Below are 14,042 nucleotides of genomic sequence, written 5' to 3'. Positions count from 1 at the left end.
CGCATCAAGGTTTCAGTGCTCCAGCAGCGTCGGAAGCAGCTTGCCGGCGACCTCGCGGGGCACGCTTATCATCAGACTCGGGCCTTTGATTACCGATTGAATCGTTGCGCTCGACACTTGAACGCCGTTGATGGACAGCTGCAGGGGTTGATGCAGTCCCTCGGTCGTCACCCGCTGCAGGCGATGCTGCGCATCCGGGTTCAAGGTGACATTGAGCATGACGGCATGCGGATTCGGATCATCGATTCGTTTGAGCTCGAGGCTCATTTCGGAGAAATCCGCCGCTGATGAAAAAGCAATTTCAGCCGCCATCGACGGCCATGAAGCCATCATTGCCAGTACCACCAATAGCACCCTGCCTGATCCGTTCATAAAAACCTCCCGTATCCAAATGCCGGACAAGGTACGGCCAAATGTCCTTCGTCCCGACTTCCAAAGTTAAGCCAAATGTTTCCGGTACGTGGCAAATCCAACTCATGGTTGTGATAAGCGGTCAGCCTGCGTAACGTGGCGGCACTTGTCTGGAGAGCCGAAGATGCGTGTTGCCCGTTCCTTGATCGTTGTTGCCCTGCTCCCTCTGTTTGCTGCGTGCCAGTTGTTCGACGGCGCGCGGACAAGCGCCTCCCACGTCGGCCAGACGCGGATGCAGGGGCAACTGACCGCTGCCGACGGCAAACTGGTGTTCCAGTCGTGCGGCGAGCAGCGCCAGTACGTGGTCAACGACATCGGCGGCACCAGCATTCTGCAAGAGGCCGCCACCCTGGCCGATCAGCAGGGCAAGCTGTTCGCCGACGTGCGCGGGAAGATCGCCGGTGACCGTCTCGACCTGACCCAGTTGTACCGCGTCGAACGTTCCGGCACTGCCTGTGACGACCCCAACTTCAAGCAGCTGATCCTGCGCGCCGCCGGCCATGGCCCGGAGTGGAACGTCAAGGTCAGTGGCAAAGGCATGGTCATCGACCGCGAAGGCCAGCCACCGCTCGCCGTGCCTTACGTCGAAGAGCAATTGGGCGACGGTCGTTTCAACCTCAGCAGCGAAGCCAACAACCAGCGCATCGAGCTGTGGGTGGCGCCGCAACGCTGCGTCGACAGCAACACCGGCAGCGTGCAGCACATGAGTGCCGAGCTGCGCATCGACGGCAAGGTGCAGCGCGGTTGCGGGTATTTCGGCGGTTCGCGCAACGACTGATCGTTTTACCCTCACGGGATCCGGCCGTTGCGGCTTATAATCGCCGCCTTCAAACGCCCTGGCGCAGTTGTGCGCCCCGCGAACCGGATCCTGTCATGTTACGAATCACTGAACTCAAGCTGCCGATCGACCATCCCGACGAAGACCTGCGCGCCGCCATCGTGCAACGCCTGGGCATCGCCAGCGATGACCTGCTCGACTTCACCTTGTTCAAGCGCAGCTACGATGCGCGCAAAAAGTCTTCCGAACTGTGCTTCATCTACACCATCGACCTCGAAGTGCGCGACGAGGCCAAGGTGCTGGGCAAGTTCGCCGATGACCGCAACGTCAACGTGGCGCCGGATGTCAGCTACAAATTCGTCGGCCAGGCGCCGAGCGACCTGAGCCAGCGCCCGATCGTGGTCGGTTTCGGCCCGTGCGGGATCTTCGCCGGCCTGTTGCTTGCGCAGATGGGCTTCAAGCCGATCATCCTCGAACGCGGCACCGAAGTGCGTCAGCGCACCAAGGACACCTGGGGCCTGTGGCGCAAAAGCGTGCTTAACCCCGAGTCCAACGTGCAGTTCGGCGAAGGCGGCGCGGGCACGTTCTCCGACGGCAAGCTGTACAGCCAGATCAAGGATCCGAAATTCCTCGGCCGCAAAGTCCTGCACGAATTCGTCAAGGCCGGCGCGCCGGAAGAAATCCTCTACGTCAGCAAGCCGCACATCGGTACGTTCCGTCTGACCGGCATGGTCGAAACCATGCGTGAGGAGATCCGCGCCCTGGGCGGCGAAGTTCGCTTCCAGGAACGCGTCACCGACGTGCTGATCGAAGACGGCCAACTGGTCGGCGTCGAGCTGGCCAGCGGCGAAACCCTGCATTCGAAACACGTGATTCTGGCACTGGGCCACAGTGCCCGTGACACGTTCCGCATGCTCCACAGCCGTGGCGTGTTCATGGAAGCCAAGCCGTTTTCGGTGGGTTTCCGCATCGAGCACCCGCAATCGCTGATCGACCGTGCACGACTGGGCAAATACGCCGGTCACCCCAAGTTGGGAGCTGCCGACTACAAGCTGGTGCACCACGCCAAGAACGGCCGTTCGGTCTACAGCTTCTGCATGTGCCCGGGCGGCACCGTGGTGGCGGCGACTTCCGAGCCGAACCGCGTGGTCACCAACGGCATGAGCCAGTACTCGCGTAACGAGCGCAACGCCAACTCCGGCATCGTCGTCGGCATCACCCCGGAAGTCGATTATCCGGGCGGTCCGCTGGCCGGGATCGAGTTGCAAGAACGTCTGGAGTCCCACGCCTTCATCCTCGGCGGCAGCGATTACAAGGCGCCGGCGCAACTGGTCGGCGACTTCATCAACGGCACGCCGTCCACAGAGCTGGGCGAGGTTGAGCCTTCGTACAAGCCGGGCGTGGCGCTGGGCGATCTGGCCCTGGCGCTGCCGGACTTCGCCATCGAGGCGATCCGTGAGGCGCTGCCTGCGTTCGAGAAGCAGATTCGCGGTTATTCGCTGCACGATGCGGTGCTGACCGGGATCGAGACGCGGACTTCGTCGCCGCTGCGGATTACACGGAACGAGTCGCTGCAGAGCATGAACGTCAAAGGTCTGTTCCCGGCCGGTGAAGGCGCGGGTTATGCGGGCGGGATTCTGTCGGCGGGCGTTGACGGGATCCGGATTGCGGAGGCTGTGGCGCGTGACATCCTGGGCCTCGATGCCTGATAAACAAGCTTTGAAGTGACACACCCCCCTGTGGGAGCGAGCCTGCTCGCGATTGCGGTAGACCAGTCAACATTTCTGTTGAAGGTCAAACCGCTATCGCGAGCAGGCTCGCTCCCACATTGGTTTCAGCTTTTGGCGTCAGATATTGGCGCGCAGGACCGAGGCAGGTAGCGCCTCACCCCGTTCGGCACTCGCCGCCACAGCCGCCATCAATCCTTCCAGTTCGTAGCCCTGCGCCTTGAGCCACGCCGGATCGTAATAGGTGTCCGCGTAGCGCTCGCCGCCATCGCACAGGATCGCCACGATCGACCCCGACTCCCCCGCCGCTTTCATCTGCTGCGCCGCCATCAATGCGCCGATCAGGTTGGTGCCGCTCGACCCACCGACATGCCGGCCCAGACGCTGAGCCAGGTAATGCATGGCCGCCAGCGACAAGGCATCCGGCACCTTGACCATCGCATCGATCACCTTGGGCAGGAACGATGCCTCCACCCTTGGCCGGCCGATACCTTCGATCCGCGAACCGTGGTCCAGACGCAGGCTGGCATCGCCGGTCTGGTAAAAGTCGAAGAACACCGAACGCTCGGCATCGGCACACAGCACCCGGGTGCAGTGCTGGCGATAGCGCACGTAACGACCGAGGGTCGCAGTGGTGCCGCCGGTGCCGGGGCTGGAAATCAGCCACGCCGGGCATGGATGCTGCTCGTAGCGCATCTGCTGGAAGATCGACTCGGCGATGTTGTTGTTCGCCCGCCAGTCGGTGGCGCGCTCGGCATAGGTGAACTGGTCGATGAAGTGCCCGTCGTGTTCGCGGGCCAGACGTTCGGATTCGGCGTAGATCTGGGTCGGATCGTCCACCAGATGGCTCTTGCCACCATAGAAAGCGATCTGGGCGATCTTCTCCTTGGAGGTGGTTGCCGGCATCACCGCAATGAACGGCAGCCCGAGCATCCGTGCAAAGTACGCTTCGGAAATTGCCGTCGAACCACTGGACGCCTCGATCACCGGCGCGCCGGGCTTGAGCCAGCCGTTACACAAGGCATAGAGAAACAGCGAACGGGCCAGCCGATGCTTGAGGCTGCCGGTGGGATGGCTGGATTCGTCCTTGAAATACAACTCGATGCCCGGAAACCCCGGCAGCGGCAAGGGGATCAGGTGCGTGTCGGCGCTGCGCTGGAAGTCCGCTTCGATGATCCGGATGGCTTCGCGGGCCCACTGTCGGTTGTCGCTCATGGCTGTTGTTCTCGTTGAATCGGGCAGAAGTGCCTTCACAGGCTTAGCCCCCAAGCTTAGGAAAAATCCTGCTGCACTGACAGATACAGCTGAGCTTCAATACCTTTGGCAACTGCTAGGCTCTGCTGCAGGTCTGGCAGGCGCCTTGTAACCATATATAACAAAAAAGAATATAACTTTTGTTTTAACAACTAACAGTACGGGTTAGGGTGTCCCACCTTTTGACTTTATCGATGGAGAGCGACCTTGCCTCTGCGTAGCACTTTCACGCGTTTCTTTCAGTTGGAAGCTGCCAGCGGTCTGTTACTGATCGCCGCGGCCATCCTGGCTCTAATCATCAACAACTCGCCGCTGTCGTGGCTGTACACCGGCCTGCTCGACACGCCGGTAGTCGCGCAGATCGGCGCGTTGAAAATCGCCAAACCCCTGCTGCTGTGGATCAACGACGGCCTGATGGCGCTGTTCTTCCTGCTCATCGGCCTGGAAGTGAAGCGCGAAGTGCTCGACGGCCAGCTGTCGAAACCGTCGCAGATCGTCCTGCCCGGCGCAGCGGCCATCGGCGGCATGCTGGTGCCGGCGCTGATCTACTGGTTCCTCAACCGCGACAACCCGGCCGCCCTCGATGGCTGGGCGATTCCCACCGCCACCGACATCGCCTTCGCCCTCGGCGTGCTGGCCTTGCTCGGCAAGCGGGTGCCGGTGTCGCTGAAGCTGTTCCTGATGACCCTGGCGATCATCGACGACCTTGGCGCCATCGTGATCATCGCGATTTTCTATTCCGGCGAACTCTCGACCCTGTCGCTGGGCCTTGCGGCGGCGTGCATTGCGGCGCTGGTGGCGATGAACCGGCTCGGGGTGGTCAAGCTCGGGCCGTACATGATCATCGGCCTGATCCTGTGGGTCTGCGTGCTCAAGAGCGGTGTCCACGCGACGCTGGCCGGCGTGACCTTGGCGTTCTGTATCCCGCTGCGCACGAAAAACGCAGAGCCTTCGCCACTGCTGACTCTGGAACATGCGCTGCACCCATGGGTGGCCTACGGCATCCTGCCGCTGTTCGCCTTCGCCAACGCCGGTTTGTCGCTGACCGGTGTGACCGCCGAAAGCTTCACCCACCACGTACCGATGGGCATCGCCGTCGGCCTGCTGCTGGGCAAGACCATCGGCGTGTTCGGCCTGACCTGGCTCGCCGTGAAAACCGGCATCGCCGCCCTGCCCCAGAACGCCAATTGGGGTCAGGTGCTGGGCGTGGCGATCCTCTGCGGGATCGGCTTCACCATGAGCCTGTTTGTCGGCTCGCTGGCCTTCGTGCCGGGTGCCAGTGAATACGCCGGGATGGACCGGATGGGCATTCTCACCGGCTCGGTGTTCGCCGCATTGATCGGTTATGCGGTGACCTTGGCCGCGAGCAGAAAGAACACCGCGCTGCCTGCCTGATGCCGTAACGAACAATCCCCACGTCTTTAGAGACGCGTCCTACAGCCACGATTTTCCTGCTTCGTTAACGTCGTGCATCCCCTTTCGAGGGGCTGCCGATGCATGAACGAAAGGACAATCAGTGGCTGGTCAAAAGGACATTCCCCGGGTTCCCAACCCACCGGCAGGCGACGGCCATCACGTCACCTACCGCTACCTGACGGCCACCGAACTGGCCGATCAGGACGAGCGACAAAACAAGTACGACGCCATGCTGGCGCGGCAGGACGCCTTCGAGCGCAGTCGCGAGGTCGCGGCGAACAAGCCTGAGCCGGTACGCGCCGGCTGCACATTCGCCAAGTCCTGCAAGTTGCCGGACGCGATCATCGATTACTCGAACCCTTCGGGGATGGTGCCGACGGACAGCCTGAAAGATTACGGCGATCTGATCCTGCTCGGCGGACGTGAAGCCGATGACAGCGGCGGCGTTGCACTCAAAAAAATCAGCGGCACCGCCATTCCTGCTGGCCTGGGCACCTTTGCTCTCGCCGGTGAGGCGTTCAAGGCATTGCCCGCAATGGCCTCCGCCGCCGTCGTGGCCCCGCTGGTCGGGTTGGTGGCGATGTTCATGCCATCGAACCTGGGCGACAGCGCCCTCTACACCGAAGACCAGTTGCTCGCCCTCAAACAGGCCCGCACCCGCGTGCGCTTGCACGTTGAACAACAGGCCGACGGCAGCCTCAAGGGTTACGGCTTCTACACCGGCAAGAACCGCGACTGGGAAATGGTCGATGTCGCGCAGTTCACCGCACGCGGTAACCGGTTTATCGCAGACCTCGGCGAAGGCATCGAACTGATCTGGACGCCCGCCGTGGACGGCTCCGACATCCTCGGCATCCCCGCACTGGAAGCCGCCCCGCAGGCACCGCATATCTGGGTGTATCCGCCGACGAAAGCGGCGGACGGGATTCTGGTGAATCCGGTTTATCCGCCGGAGTATCGGGATTTCATATTGGTTTTTCCGGCAAGTTCGGGGGTAAAACCGTTATACGTTGTACTGAACACATCACGCAAAGGCTTGGCACCCGCAGGCCATAGCTACCATAAACCGCCGAAGACCGACCAAATCACCGCATTTCCAGACCTGAAAAAAGTTAAAGACATGAATCCGGTTCAGGGTGGAGGAGGACTTCGTAAGCGCTGGACTGATGCTAAAGGAAAGACAATTTACGAATGGGACTCAAGACATGGAGAGTTAGAAATGTACCGAAGCGATGGAACTCACCTCGGAGCCTTCGATCCCTACACAGGTGAGCAGCGCGAAGGGCCTATAAAAAAAAGAAGCATCAAAAAAAGATATCTGTGAGGACGAGATGGGACTGGAACTAAGACTGGAGTGGTACGACACAGCAACCCAGCAATTCCAAGGCGAGGAGTCGTCGAAAGATCTGGGGGATGATGAATCAGTACTGAATGCCTTAGGCATTCCTGTGGAGGGCAACATCAATAATGGCAGCTTCAATGTCGTAGAAGAGTGGGTTGCGACCATTCAGCCGTACTTTCAACATCAAATCGCTCTAAGTGCCAACGACTATCAAATTTCGTTTGACTACAGCTAACACCGACAGACAGGCTGATTGACCTTAATGCGCTACCTTTCGATCACCGGTTTTTTCCCTGATGAAGTTCAAGACGACTCTTTGCAATTCGAGCTGGATATCACGGGTAGTGAGATGAATGAAAAAGTTGCCCAGCTCTCAGAATCCAAACCTCTTAGCGAGGTCGAGCCGGGCGAGTTGTTGTTGAATCAAGATCAGATAGCCGCGCTAGAAAATCTTTTAAACGTCAGTTTCCCAAAGGACTTGGAGTACTTTGTGGGCACCCGTGCCGAATATTGATTCGTCAATTCGGAGGCATACAAAAAAACCCGACCAGTCACCTGATCGGGGTTTTTCTTTACCGCTCGTTCCCGCTTAGTGCGAAACGCGGCTGGTCCCGCCGACAGTCGAAATCCGTACGCGCTCACCGACGCGGAACACTTCGTTCTCCTGCACTTGCTGCACGTAGGCGCGCATGCTGCCGTCGTCTTCGCGCACGGTGATTTCAACACCCTGGGTACGGGTCAGGCCTTCTTCGGTGGCGGAACCGATCAGGCCGCCGGCCACGGCACCGATAACGGCTGCAACGATGCTGCCTTTACCGCCGCCGATGGCGCTGCCGCCGACACCGCCGACCACTGCACCGGCTGCGCCGCCGATCGGGGTCTTGGTGCCTTCGATTTTCACCGGACGCAGGGATTCGATGGTGCCCATGCGAATCGTCTGCACGCGACGCGCTTCGTCACGGGAGTAGGAGTCACCGGTCAGGCTCGATTGGCAGCCGGCAAGCAACATCGCCATCGTGGAAAAGGAAGCAACCAGCAGAACAGACTTACGCATAGGATCAACTCCAAAGGACAGGTATTCATTAAACTCCGCAGCTTGACGCCTGTCACGGCGCCGCCCGGATAAATTTGGTTTCATTCAGGCCCGGTACAGGGCCTCCACGAACTCACCCAACAGTAGCGCCAAAATACAGAGCTTGCGCCGCCGACCCCAAGGATTTTCATGGATTACTTCATCATTGTCGTCACAACCGTCGCCGGTTTGTACTTCCACTGGTGGTTGTACGTGCGGATCAAACGCTGGATGGACCGCGATCTGGCATTGTCGCTGGCCGGCAAGGATGAAGGCAAACGCGCCTACATGCTCGAACGGCTGGCGCAAGCCCGATCACAGAAGATCAGGCGTCGGGACCTGCCGAAGTGGCTTGAGGCCGCTGCGGCAGGCTATCCCGCTCGGTAGACTGCTTAAGGTGCCAGACGTTCAAGAATCCAGTCGGCGCCCTGCAAACGGTAGTTGAGGCGATCGTGCAGGCGGCTGGCGCGCCCCTGCCAGAACTCGATGCGCTCCGGCAGCAGACGGTAACCGCCCCAGTGTTCCGGGCAGTCGGGCTGGGTGTCGGTGAAGCGTTGCTCGGTAGCCTTGAGCAAGTCTTCCAGTTCACCCCGGCCGTTGATCACCCGGCTCTGAGGGGAGGCCCAGGCGCCCAGACGGCTGCCCAACGGGCGCACCTGATAGTAGGCGTTGGACTCCTGCGGTGTGACCTTCACCACCCGCCCTTCGATGCGCACCTGACGCTCCAGGGTCGGCCAGAAGAATGTCATGGCCGCGAACGGATTCGCGGCCAGATGCTGGCCTTTGTCGCTTTCGTAGTTGGTGAAAAAGGTGAAACCCTGCTCGTCCAGGCCCTTGAGCAGCAGAATGCGGCAATGCGGACGCCCGTCCGCATCAACCGTGGCCAGGGTCATGGCGTTGGCCTCCACGGGCGCCTGCTCGGTTTTCACCGCGTCGGCGAACCACTGGTGGAACAGCGCAAAAGGCTCGGCCGGGGCTTGCGCCTCGGTCAGGCCGTCCCGGGTGTAATCACGACGCATATCTGCCAGAGCCTGGGTCATGGCGCATTCCTTTTCGTTAGCGGATCACTGTTTTGCCGCGTCGGTCGCCGCGACTTTCTTGTCGCTGGCGGCGGCTTTGGCTGGAGCGGTTTTCTTCGCCGGGGCCTTCTTCACGGGTGCCTTGGCAGCAGCCTTCTTGGCCGGCGCCTTTTTGGTGGCCGGGACAGCAGCTTTCTTCGTGGCAGGTGCCGGAGTTACAGGCTTGGCGACTGGCTTGACGTCCTGGGCAGCGACCATGGTCACCGGCTTCGGTGCCGGCATGTTGTACTTGCTCAGCAGCGCGACCATGGTGTTCTGCGGGGTCACCAGCAGTTCGACGCGACGGTTCAGGGCACGGCCTTCAACGCTGTCGTTGGCCGCACGCGGGGCATCGGCGCCCATGCCGCGCAACATCAGGCGATCACGCTGCAAGCCGCTTAGGCGGAAGATTGCCGCCACCGACTGGGCACGTTCCTGGCTGAGTTTGGTGTTGTCTGCCGCGACACCGGCGTTGTCGCTGTGGCCCAGCACCAGGACTGCGGTTTTCGGGTCGGCTTCGAGGATCTTGGCGATATTGGTGAACGGGCTCAGGGTCACCGGCAACAGCATGGCCGGACGCTTCGGGTTGAACGAGCCTTCAACCGGCGCGGTTACCACGAGGACGTTTTCACGGCGCTCGAATTGCAGGTTGCTGCCCTTGATCGCCTCACGCAGGCGCGGCTCGTAGTCGTCGAGCCAGGCCTGGGTCACTTTCGGGTCAGGCATCGGCACGGCTTTGGCGGTGTCCTGAGACTTGCCGCCGAACGGCCACCACCATTTGGTGCCGGTATCGGCATCAGCCTTGGCGACAACGGCAGGCGCGGCTTGCGGTTTTACTTCGGGCTTCACGTCGGCCTTGGCCTTGTCGGCCGAATCGTCGGAGCCGAACGGCCAGTACCAGTGGCTGCTGCTCTCGGTCTTGGCGACAGGGGCTGTAGCGGCGGGTTTCACCGGGGCAGGTGCTGGAGCCGGCTCCTTGGCCGCGACCTTGTCGGAGGAACCGAACGGCCACCAGCTGCCGCCATCGGCGTCATTCTTGGGAGTCTGAGCGCAACCGGTGATCGCGAAACACAGGGCCAGAGCGAGAGTTTGTTTGGACGACATTGGAAACCCACAAAAATTAGTAATGGACTATCAGAGGACTTTCGCCCGGATAAACAGACGCTTTGAATCGAAAAACCGTATGAGGTTCCGGCCCTGGAACCTCCAGTAACGTTTTACAGACAAGTGGCAAGTACCCGCGCCAGCTTCTGCGCGCGCGGATCCATCAAGACGTACGGCCCCAGGGTATTTGTCACAAATCCGAAGGCCACATCGTGCTCCGGATCAGCAAAACCGATGGAGCCGCCCGCCCCCGGATGCCCGAACGCCCGTGGGCCGAGGCCATAGGTGGCGTTCGGCACATCAGGCTGATCGAGCATGCAACCGAGACCGAAGCGGGTGCGGGTCAGCAAGGTCTTGTCCTCGCCGAGGCTGTGTTCCCGGGTCAGTTCGTCGAGCATTTCGCTTTCCAGCAGGCTGCCGTCGAGCAGACCGGCGTAGAACCCGGCCAGGCTGCGCGCATTGCCGTGGCCGTTGGCCGCCGGTTGCTGCATGCGCCGCCATTCCGGCTTGTTGGTGCTGGTGAGCACCGACGGCGGATTGGTGAAGGCTCGGGTGGTCATGGCGGTGGGTTCACGCATCGTGACTTGCAGCAGGCGCTGGGCGGCGGCATCGCCGACATTGCCCTTGCCCCGTGCGATATGCGCGACGCGGTAAAACTCTTCGTCGGCCAGACCGACATGGAAATCCAGCCCCAGAGGTTTGGCGACTCGAGCCACAATGGATTCACCCGGCCCGCGACCGTCGGCCCGGCGCAGCAACTCGCCGATCAGCCAGCCGTAAGTGATCGCGGCATAACCGTGACCGGTGCCCGGCGTCCACCACGGTGCTTCCGCCGCGAGGGCGTCGACCATGGTCTGCCAGTCATACAGTGCTTCAGGCGCCAGCATTTCGCGCAGGGCCGGCAGGCCAGCCTGATGGCAAAGCAATTGGCGCAGGGTCACGGACTCCTTGCCGGCGGCCGCGAATTCCGGCCAGTAACGGGCGACCGGCGCATCGAGTTGCAACTTGCCTTCGGCCACCAGTTGCAGTGCAGTGACGGCGGTGAAGGTCTTGGTGCAGGAGAACAGGTTGGCGATGGTGTCGCTGTGCCAGGCTTCGCTGCCGTCCTTGTCGGCGGTGCCGGCCCAGAGGTCGAGGACGGTTTCCCCGCCGACCCGGATGCACAACGCGGCGCCACGTTCCTGGGGATCGTCGAACAGTGCCGCGAAGGCTTCGCGCACCGCTTCGAATTGAAGCTCGTAATGTCCCTGAATCTGCACCCGCAACTCCCCCGCGAAAACGCTCTACAAAGTGGCCCGCATTGTTCCAGCCCTTGAGGGTTTTGGAAACAGCGGCGGGCCGGGTGGTTATTTCCGAATTTTCGCTGAAGCGGCTGACGCCTTCGCGAGCAGGCTCGCTCCCACATTGAATCTCTGTATCACTGAAGATCTCCTGTGGGAGCGAGCCTGCTCGCGAAGAACGATAACGCGGTCCAAATCTTAGTGACCATTACCCGAATGCCCACCCGCATGCCCGGCCCCGGCGCCTTTGCCGGCTTCGCCCTTGCGGCCGCCTTCGGTCTCGTGACCGGCCTTGTCCGCCGCCGCAGCGGCTTTCCCGGCTTCTTTACCGAGCTGATCGAGGGTCGCCAGATTGCTCTTGCGCACGGTTTCGACGAACCCTTGGTATGGCAAGTCAGTCACGCCCACCAGACCGAAGTGACCGTTTTCGCCATCGAGCAGACGCCCGGTCACCGGTTGATCGAGGTACTGGAACCAGTGCACGCCGACAATCGACGGTTCGCTCAGCGCCTGCTTGAGGAAATTGGCGTAGGCCGGGCCACGGTCTTCTTCCTTGCTCAACGGCGTCACGCCGCCCCAGAACGGGCCGCGATCGGTGGAGCCGAAGTTGAACTCGGTGATCAGCACCGGTTTGTCGAGGCTGCGCAGCGCGGCGAAGTCATAACCGTCCTGCGGTTTCAGGGTGTACATGTTGAAGCTCAGCACGTCGCAATACTGCGCGCAGGAAGCCACCGCTTCCGGGGTGCTGATGGCGAAGCGGCCGCCCAGCAGCAACTGGTTCGGCGCGTGCCATTTCAGCGAATCGGAAATGGTCTTGAAGTAAGTGTCGGCGAAGACCTTCTGGAAGTATTTGAAGTCCGCCTCGATTTCCGGGTGCTCCGGATTCGGCAGCGGTGCCTCGAACCCCGGGTCTTCCATCAATTCCCACGCCGGCAGATCGATACCCCAGGCCTTCGACAGCCCCGCCTGGTTGCGGTATTTGTCGCGCAACTGCTTGAGGAACGCACGCTTGGCCGGTACGTCGGTGGTCATTTTCAAGGTGCCGTAGGCCAGCGCATAACGCGACTTCGGATCATCACCGGGACCGGCCCAGGCCAGTTCGTTGTCGGCGAAGTAGCCGATCAGCCACGGATCGTCACGGTGATCCCGGGCGGCAATCGCCACGGCGCGCTCGGTGGCCATGGCGAAACGCGGATCGAACGGGTCAGGCATGCCGCCCCACCAGTCGTTGCCGGTGCTGATGCTGGTGTAATCGCCGACGATCGACAACGGCAAGGTGTACGGCACGCGCTCGGCGTCGCCCAGTTGCGGTGCACTCCAGTTGCCGACGGTATTGAAGCCCCACGCCTGCAGGCGGTCGAGGGTATGACCGGTCCACTTCTGCTCGTCGATGGCGGCCTTGCATGGCGCAGCAGGCGCTTTCTCGGTCGCCGCTGGAGTCGCGCAAGGTTCGCCGTACAGGCGCTGCAGGTTGGCGCCATAGAAGTCGTACCAGCGTCCGTTGCCGTAGCCACGGCCCTGATCGGCCCCGTTGCCGCCACGGTTGTCACCCTCACCAAAGTGAGCGGCCAGTGGCTCGTCGGGTTTAGGCAGGGACTCGAACATGTACTCGCGCCCGGTCACATAGGTCTGGTTGACCTCGGGGCTGATGGTGTTCACGCCCAGGGAATAAAACGGATGGCCCTCCGGCGTCACCAGATACCAGCGACCGTCGAGTTTTTCGGTGCGGAAAAAGCCGCTGGCCTTGAACGTCGGGCCTTTGTTCAAGCCGCCGAACTTGTCCAGCGATGACTTCTCGCGTTCGGCCAGCCAGGTTTTCAGCTGTTGCTGCTCCCTGGCGGCAGCGGATTTCAGTTGTTCGTCATTGGCGACTTTCTCCGGCCATTTGCTGCGGGTCGACTGACCGTAGGCATCCACCAGATTGCCGTAGGCGGCTTTGATCACCTCGCCTTCGTCCTGCACGCCGAAGCGCTCCAGCAACAGGCTTTGCGCGGCTTTCGGCTGGTCCATCGACAGGCTGACGGATACCACCTGGCTGCGATCCAGTTCACCGGAACTGCTGGCCAGCAGGATGCGCTGCCCGTCGATGGTCATTGGCATCAACGGCCCGGCCTTCATGCCCTGGCTCAGCGGCGAGGTCGCGGTCAACGGTACGAGCAAGGTCTGCGCCGGCCCGGCCGGCAGATCGACGCGGCTGACCAGGGTCTTGCCGTCGTTGCTCTGGATCTGTACGTAAACGGTCACCGCCCAGTTCATCGCACTCTGGATGCGCAGGCTCATCATGCCGGACTGCGACCAGTCCCAGGCACCGGTCTGCGGCGTCAGACGCAGGGTCGGACGCGCCACCGGGTTGAAAGTCACCCGGCGCAACACTTCGCCCTCGGGGGTCTGTTCGGCGTTGGCTTGTGGCAGGTCGGCGTTTTCGGTCGCCACTTTCACCACGTCGGCGGGGCGGACAAAGTTGAACAGGGTCTGCTGCCCGGCAGGTGCCGCCAGCAGAGGCGTAGCGAAAACCAGGGCAAAAAGGGCAGGCAACGAACGACGAATCATGAGAACGGATTTCTCCCTAACGACCAGCAATGGCCAATGGAAAAGCGATG

General features: G+C 61.5%; 14 protein-coding genes. 7 read left to right on the top strand and 7 right to left on the bottom strand.

Features of this window, described 5'->3' with window-relative positions:
* Positions 1 to 12: 12 nt before the first annotated feature.
* Positions 13 to 372, bottom strand: coding sequence for a hypothetical protein (locus DXT77_RS07990; RefSeq protein ID WP_119427243.1), 360 nt, complete (start codon positions 370 to 372; stop codon positions 13 to 15).
* A gap of 163 nt (positions 373 to 535) precedes the next feature.
* Between DXT77_RS07990 and DXT77_RS07985 the strand changes: the two genes are divergently transcribed.
* Positions 536 to 1,189 carry a COG3650 family protein gene (locus DXT77_RS07985; RefSeq protein ID WP_119427242.1) on the top strand — a complete coding sequence of 218 codons (654 nt, stop codon included), beginning with the start codon at positions 536 to 538 and terminating at the stop codon, positions 1,187 to 1,189.
* A 95-nt stretch (positions 1,190 to 1,284) separates the two neighbouring features.
* The gene (locus DXT77_RS07980; protein ID WP_119427241.1) at positions 1,285 to 2,898 is read left to right on the top strand and encodes an NAD(P)/FAD-dependent oxidoreductase; all 1,614 of its coding nucleotides are present in this window, start codon (positions 1,285 to 1,287) and stop codon (positions 2,896 to 2,898) included.
* Positions 2,899 to 3,036: 138 nt separating this feature from the next.
* Here DXT77_RS07980 and DXT77_RS07975 read toward each other — a convergent pair whose 3' ends face one another.
* Positions 3,037 to 4,131: a PLP-dependent cysteine synthase family protein gene (locus DXT77_RS07975; RefSeq protein WP_119427240.1), complete on the bottom strand. Its 1,095-nt coding sequence runs from the start codon at positions 4,129 to 4,131 to the stop codon at positions 3,037 to 3,039.
* 246 nt (positions 4,132 to 4,377) lie between these two features.
* On the opposite strand from DXT77_RS07975, the gene nhaA reads away from it, so the two are divergent.
* The 4 genes from nhaA to DXT77_RS07955 all read left to right on the top strand — a co-directional run bounded on the left by nhaA (position 4,378) and on the right by DXT77_RS07955 (position 7,442).
* Positions 4,378 to 5,565: a Na+/H+ antiporter NhaA gene (nhaA, locus tag DXT77_RS07970; protein WP_119427239.1), complete on the top strand. Its 1,188-nt coding sequence runs from the start codon at positions 4,378 to 4,380 to the stop codon at positions 5,563 to 5,565.
* 121 nt (positions 5,566 to 5,686) lie between these two features.
* Positions 5,687 to 6,910 carry an S-type pyocin domain-containing protein gene (locus DXT77_RS07965; RefSeq protein WP_119427238.1) on the top strand — a complete coding sequence of 408 codons (1,224 nt, stop codon included), beginning with the start codon at positions 5,687 to 5,689 and terminating at the stop codon, positions 6,908 to 6,910.
* A gap of 7 nt (positions 6,911 to 6,917) precedes the next feature.
* On the top strand, positions 6,918 to 7,163 hold the full coding sequence (locus DXT77_RS07960) for a colicin E3-like toxin immunity protein (protein WP_085712945.1): 246 nt from the start codon (positions 6,918 to 6,920) through the stop codon (positions 7,161 to 7,163).
* A gap of 27 nt (positions 7,164 to 7,190) precedes the next feature.
* Positions 7,191 to 7,442: a pyocin S6 family toxin immunity protein gene (locus DXT77_RS07955; protein WP_119427237.1), complete on the top strand. Its 252-nt coding sequence runs from the start codon at positions 7,191 to 7,193 to the stop codon at positions 7,440 to 7,442.
* 75 nt (positions 7,443 to 7,517) lie between these two features.
* Here the strand turns inward: DXT77_RS07955 and DXT77_RS07950 are convergent, their stop codons facing one another.
* Positions 7,518 to 7,982 (bottom strand): glycine zipper 2TM domain-containing protein, encoded by a 465-nt coding sequence (locus tag DXT77_RS07950; RefSeq protein ID WP_065261914.1) that lies wholly within the window; start codon positions 7,980 to 7,982, stop codon positions 7,518 to 7,520.
* 168 nt (positions 7,983 to 8,150) lie between these two features.
* Here DXT77_RS07950 and DXT77_RS07945 point away from each other — a divergent pair, with 168 nt between their 5' ends.
* On the top strand, positions 8,151 to 8,387 hold the full coding sequence (locus tag DXT77_RS07945; RefSeq protein ID WP_085712943.1) for a hypothetical protein: 237 nt from the start codon (positions 8,151 to 8,153) through the stop codon (positions 8,385 to 8,387).
* A gap of 5 nt (positions 8,388 to 8,392) precedes the next feature.
* On the opposite strand, the gene pdxH is transcribed toward DXT77_RS07945, so the two are convergent.
* From pdxH to DXT77_RS07925, 4 genes are all read right to left on the bottom strand, one after another.
* Positions 8,393 to 9,040, bottom strand: a complete 648-nt coding sequence (gene pdxH / locus DXT77_RS07940) for a pyridoxamine 5'-phosphate oxidase (protein WP_119427236.1) — start codon at positions 9,038 to 9,040, stop codon at positions 8,393 to 8,395.
* Between the two features lie 24 nt (positions 9,041 to 9,064).
* Positions 9,065 to 10,162 (bottom strand): OmpA family protein, encoded by a 1,098-nt coding sequence (locus DXT77_RS07935; protein WP_119427235.1) that lies wholly within the window; start codon positions 10,160 to 10,162, stop codon positions 9,065 to 9,067.
* 113 nt (positions 10,163 to 10,275) lie between these two features.
* Entirely contained in the window at positions 10,276 to 11,421 is a 1,146-nt protein-coding gene (locus DXT77_RS07930; RefSeq protein WP_119427234.1) for a serine hydrolase domain-containing protein, read from the bottom strand.
* Positions 11,422 to 11,640: 219 nt separating this feature from the next.
* Positions 11,641 to 13,992, bottom strand: a complete 2,352-nt coding sequence (locus DXT77_RS07925) for a beta-galactosidase (RefSeq protein WP_119427233.1) — start codon at positions 13,990 to 13,992, stop codon at positions 11,641 to 11,643.
* Positions 13,993 to 14,042: the final 50 nt, after the last annotated feature.

The sequence above is a fragment of the Pseudomonas sp. 91RF genome, from assembly GCF_003576265.1.
In the GTDB taxonomy this organism is placed as follows: Bacteria; Pseudomonadota; Gammaproteobacteria; order Pseudomonadales; family Pseudomonadaceae; genus Aquipseudomonas; species Aquipseudomonas kribbensis.
The sequence above is the reverse complement of the archived record's forward strand: the minus strand, read 5'-3'. Positions and strand labels throughout refer to the sequence as shown.

Bases quoted from the DNA above. Each gene is read 5' to 3' on its own strand.
- DXT77_RS07990 (WP_119427243.1), bottom strand. From the start codon at position 372: ATGAACGGATCAGGCAGGGTGCTATTGGTGGTACTGGCAATGATGGCT.
- DXT77_RS07985 (WP_119427242.1), top strand. From the start codon at position 536: ATGCGTGTTGCCCGTTCCTTGATCGTTGTTGCCCTGCTCCCTCTGTTT.
- DXT77_RS07980 (WP_119427241.1), top strand. From the start codon at position 1,285: ATGTTACGAATCACTGAACTCAAGCTGCCGATCGACCATCCCGACGAA.
- DXT77_RS07975 (WP_119427240.1), bottom strand. From the start codon at position 4,131: ATGAGCGACAACCGACAGTGGGCCCGCGAAGCCATCCGGATCATCGAA.
- DXT77_RS07960 (WP_085712945.1), top strand. From the start codon at position 6,918: ATGGGACTGGAACTAAGACTGGAGTGGTACGACACAGCAACCCAGCAA.
- DXT77_RS07955 (WP_119427237.1), top strand. From the start codon at position 7,191: ATGCGCTACCTTTCGATCACCGGTTTTTTCCCTGATGAAGTTCAAGAC.
- DXT77_RS07950 (WP_065261914.1), bottom strand. From the start codon at position 7,982: ATGCGTAAGTCTGTTCTGCTGGTTGCTTCCTTTTCCACGATGGCGATG.
- DXT77_RS07945 (WP_085712943.1), top strand. From the start codon at position 8,151: ATGGATTACTTCATCATTGTCGTCACAACCGTCGCCGGTTTGTACTTC.
- pdxH (WP_119427236.1), bottom strand. From the start codon at position 9,040: ATGACCCAGGCTCTGGCAGATATGCGTCGTGATTACACCCGGGACGGC.
- DXT77_RS07935 (WP_119427235.1), bottom strand. From the start codon at position 10,162: ATGTCGTCCAAACAAACTCTCGCTCTGGCCCTGTGTTTCGCGATCACC.
- DXT77_RS07925 (WP_119427233.1), bottom strand. From the start codon at position 13,992: ATGATTCGTCGTTCGTTGCCTGCCCTTTTTGCCCTGGTTTTCGCTACG.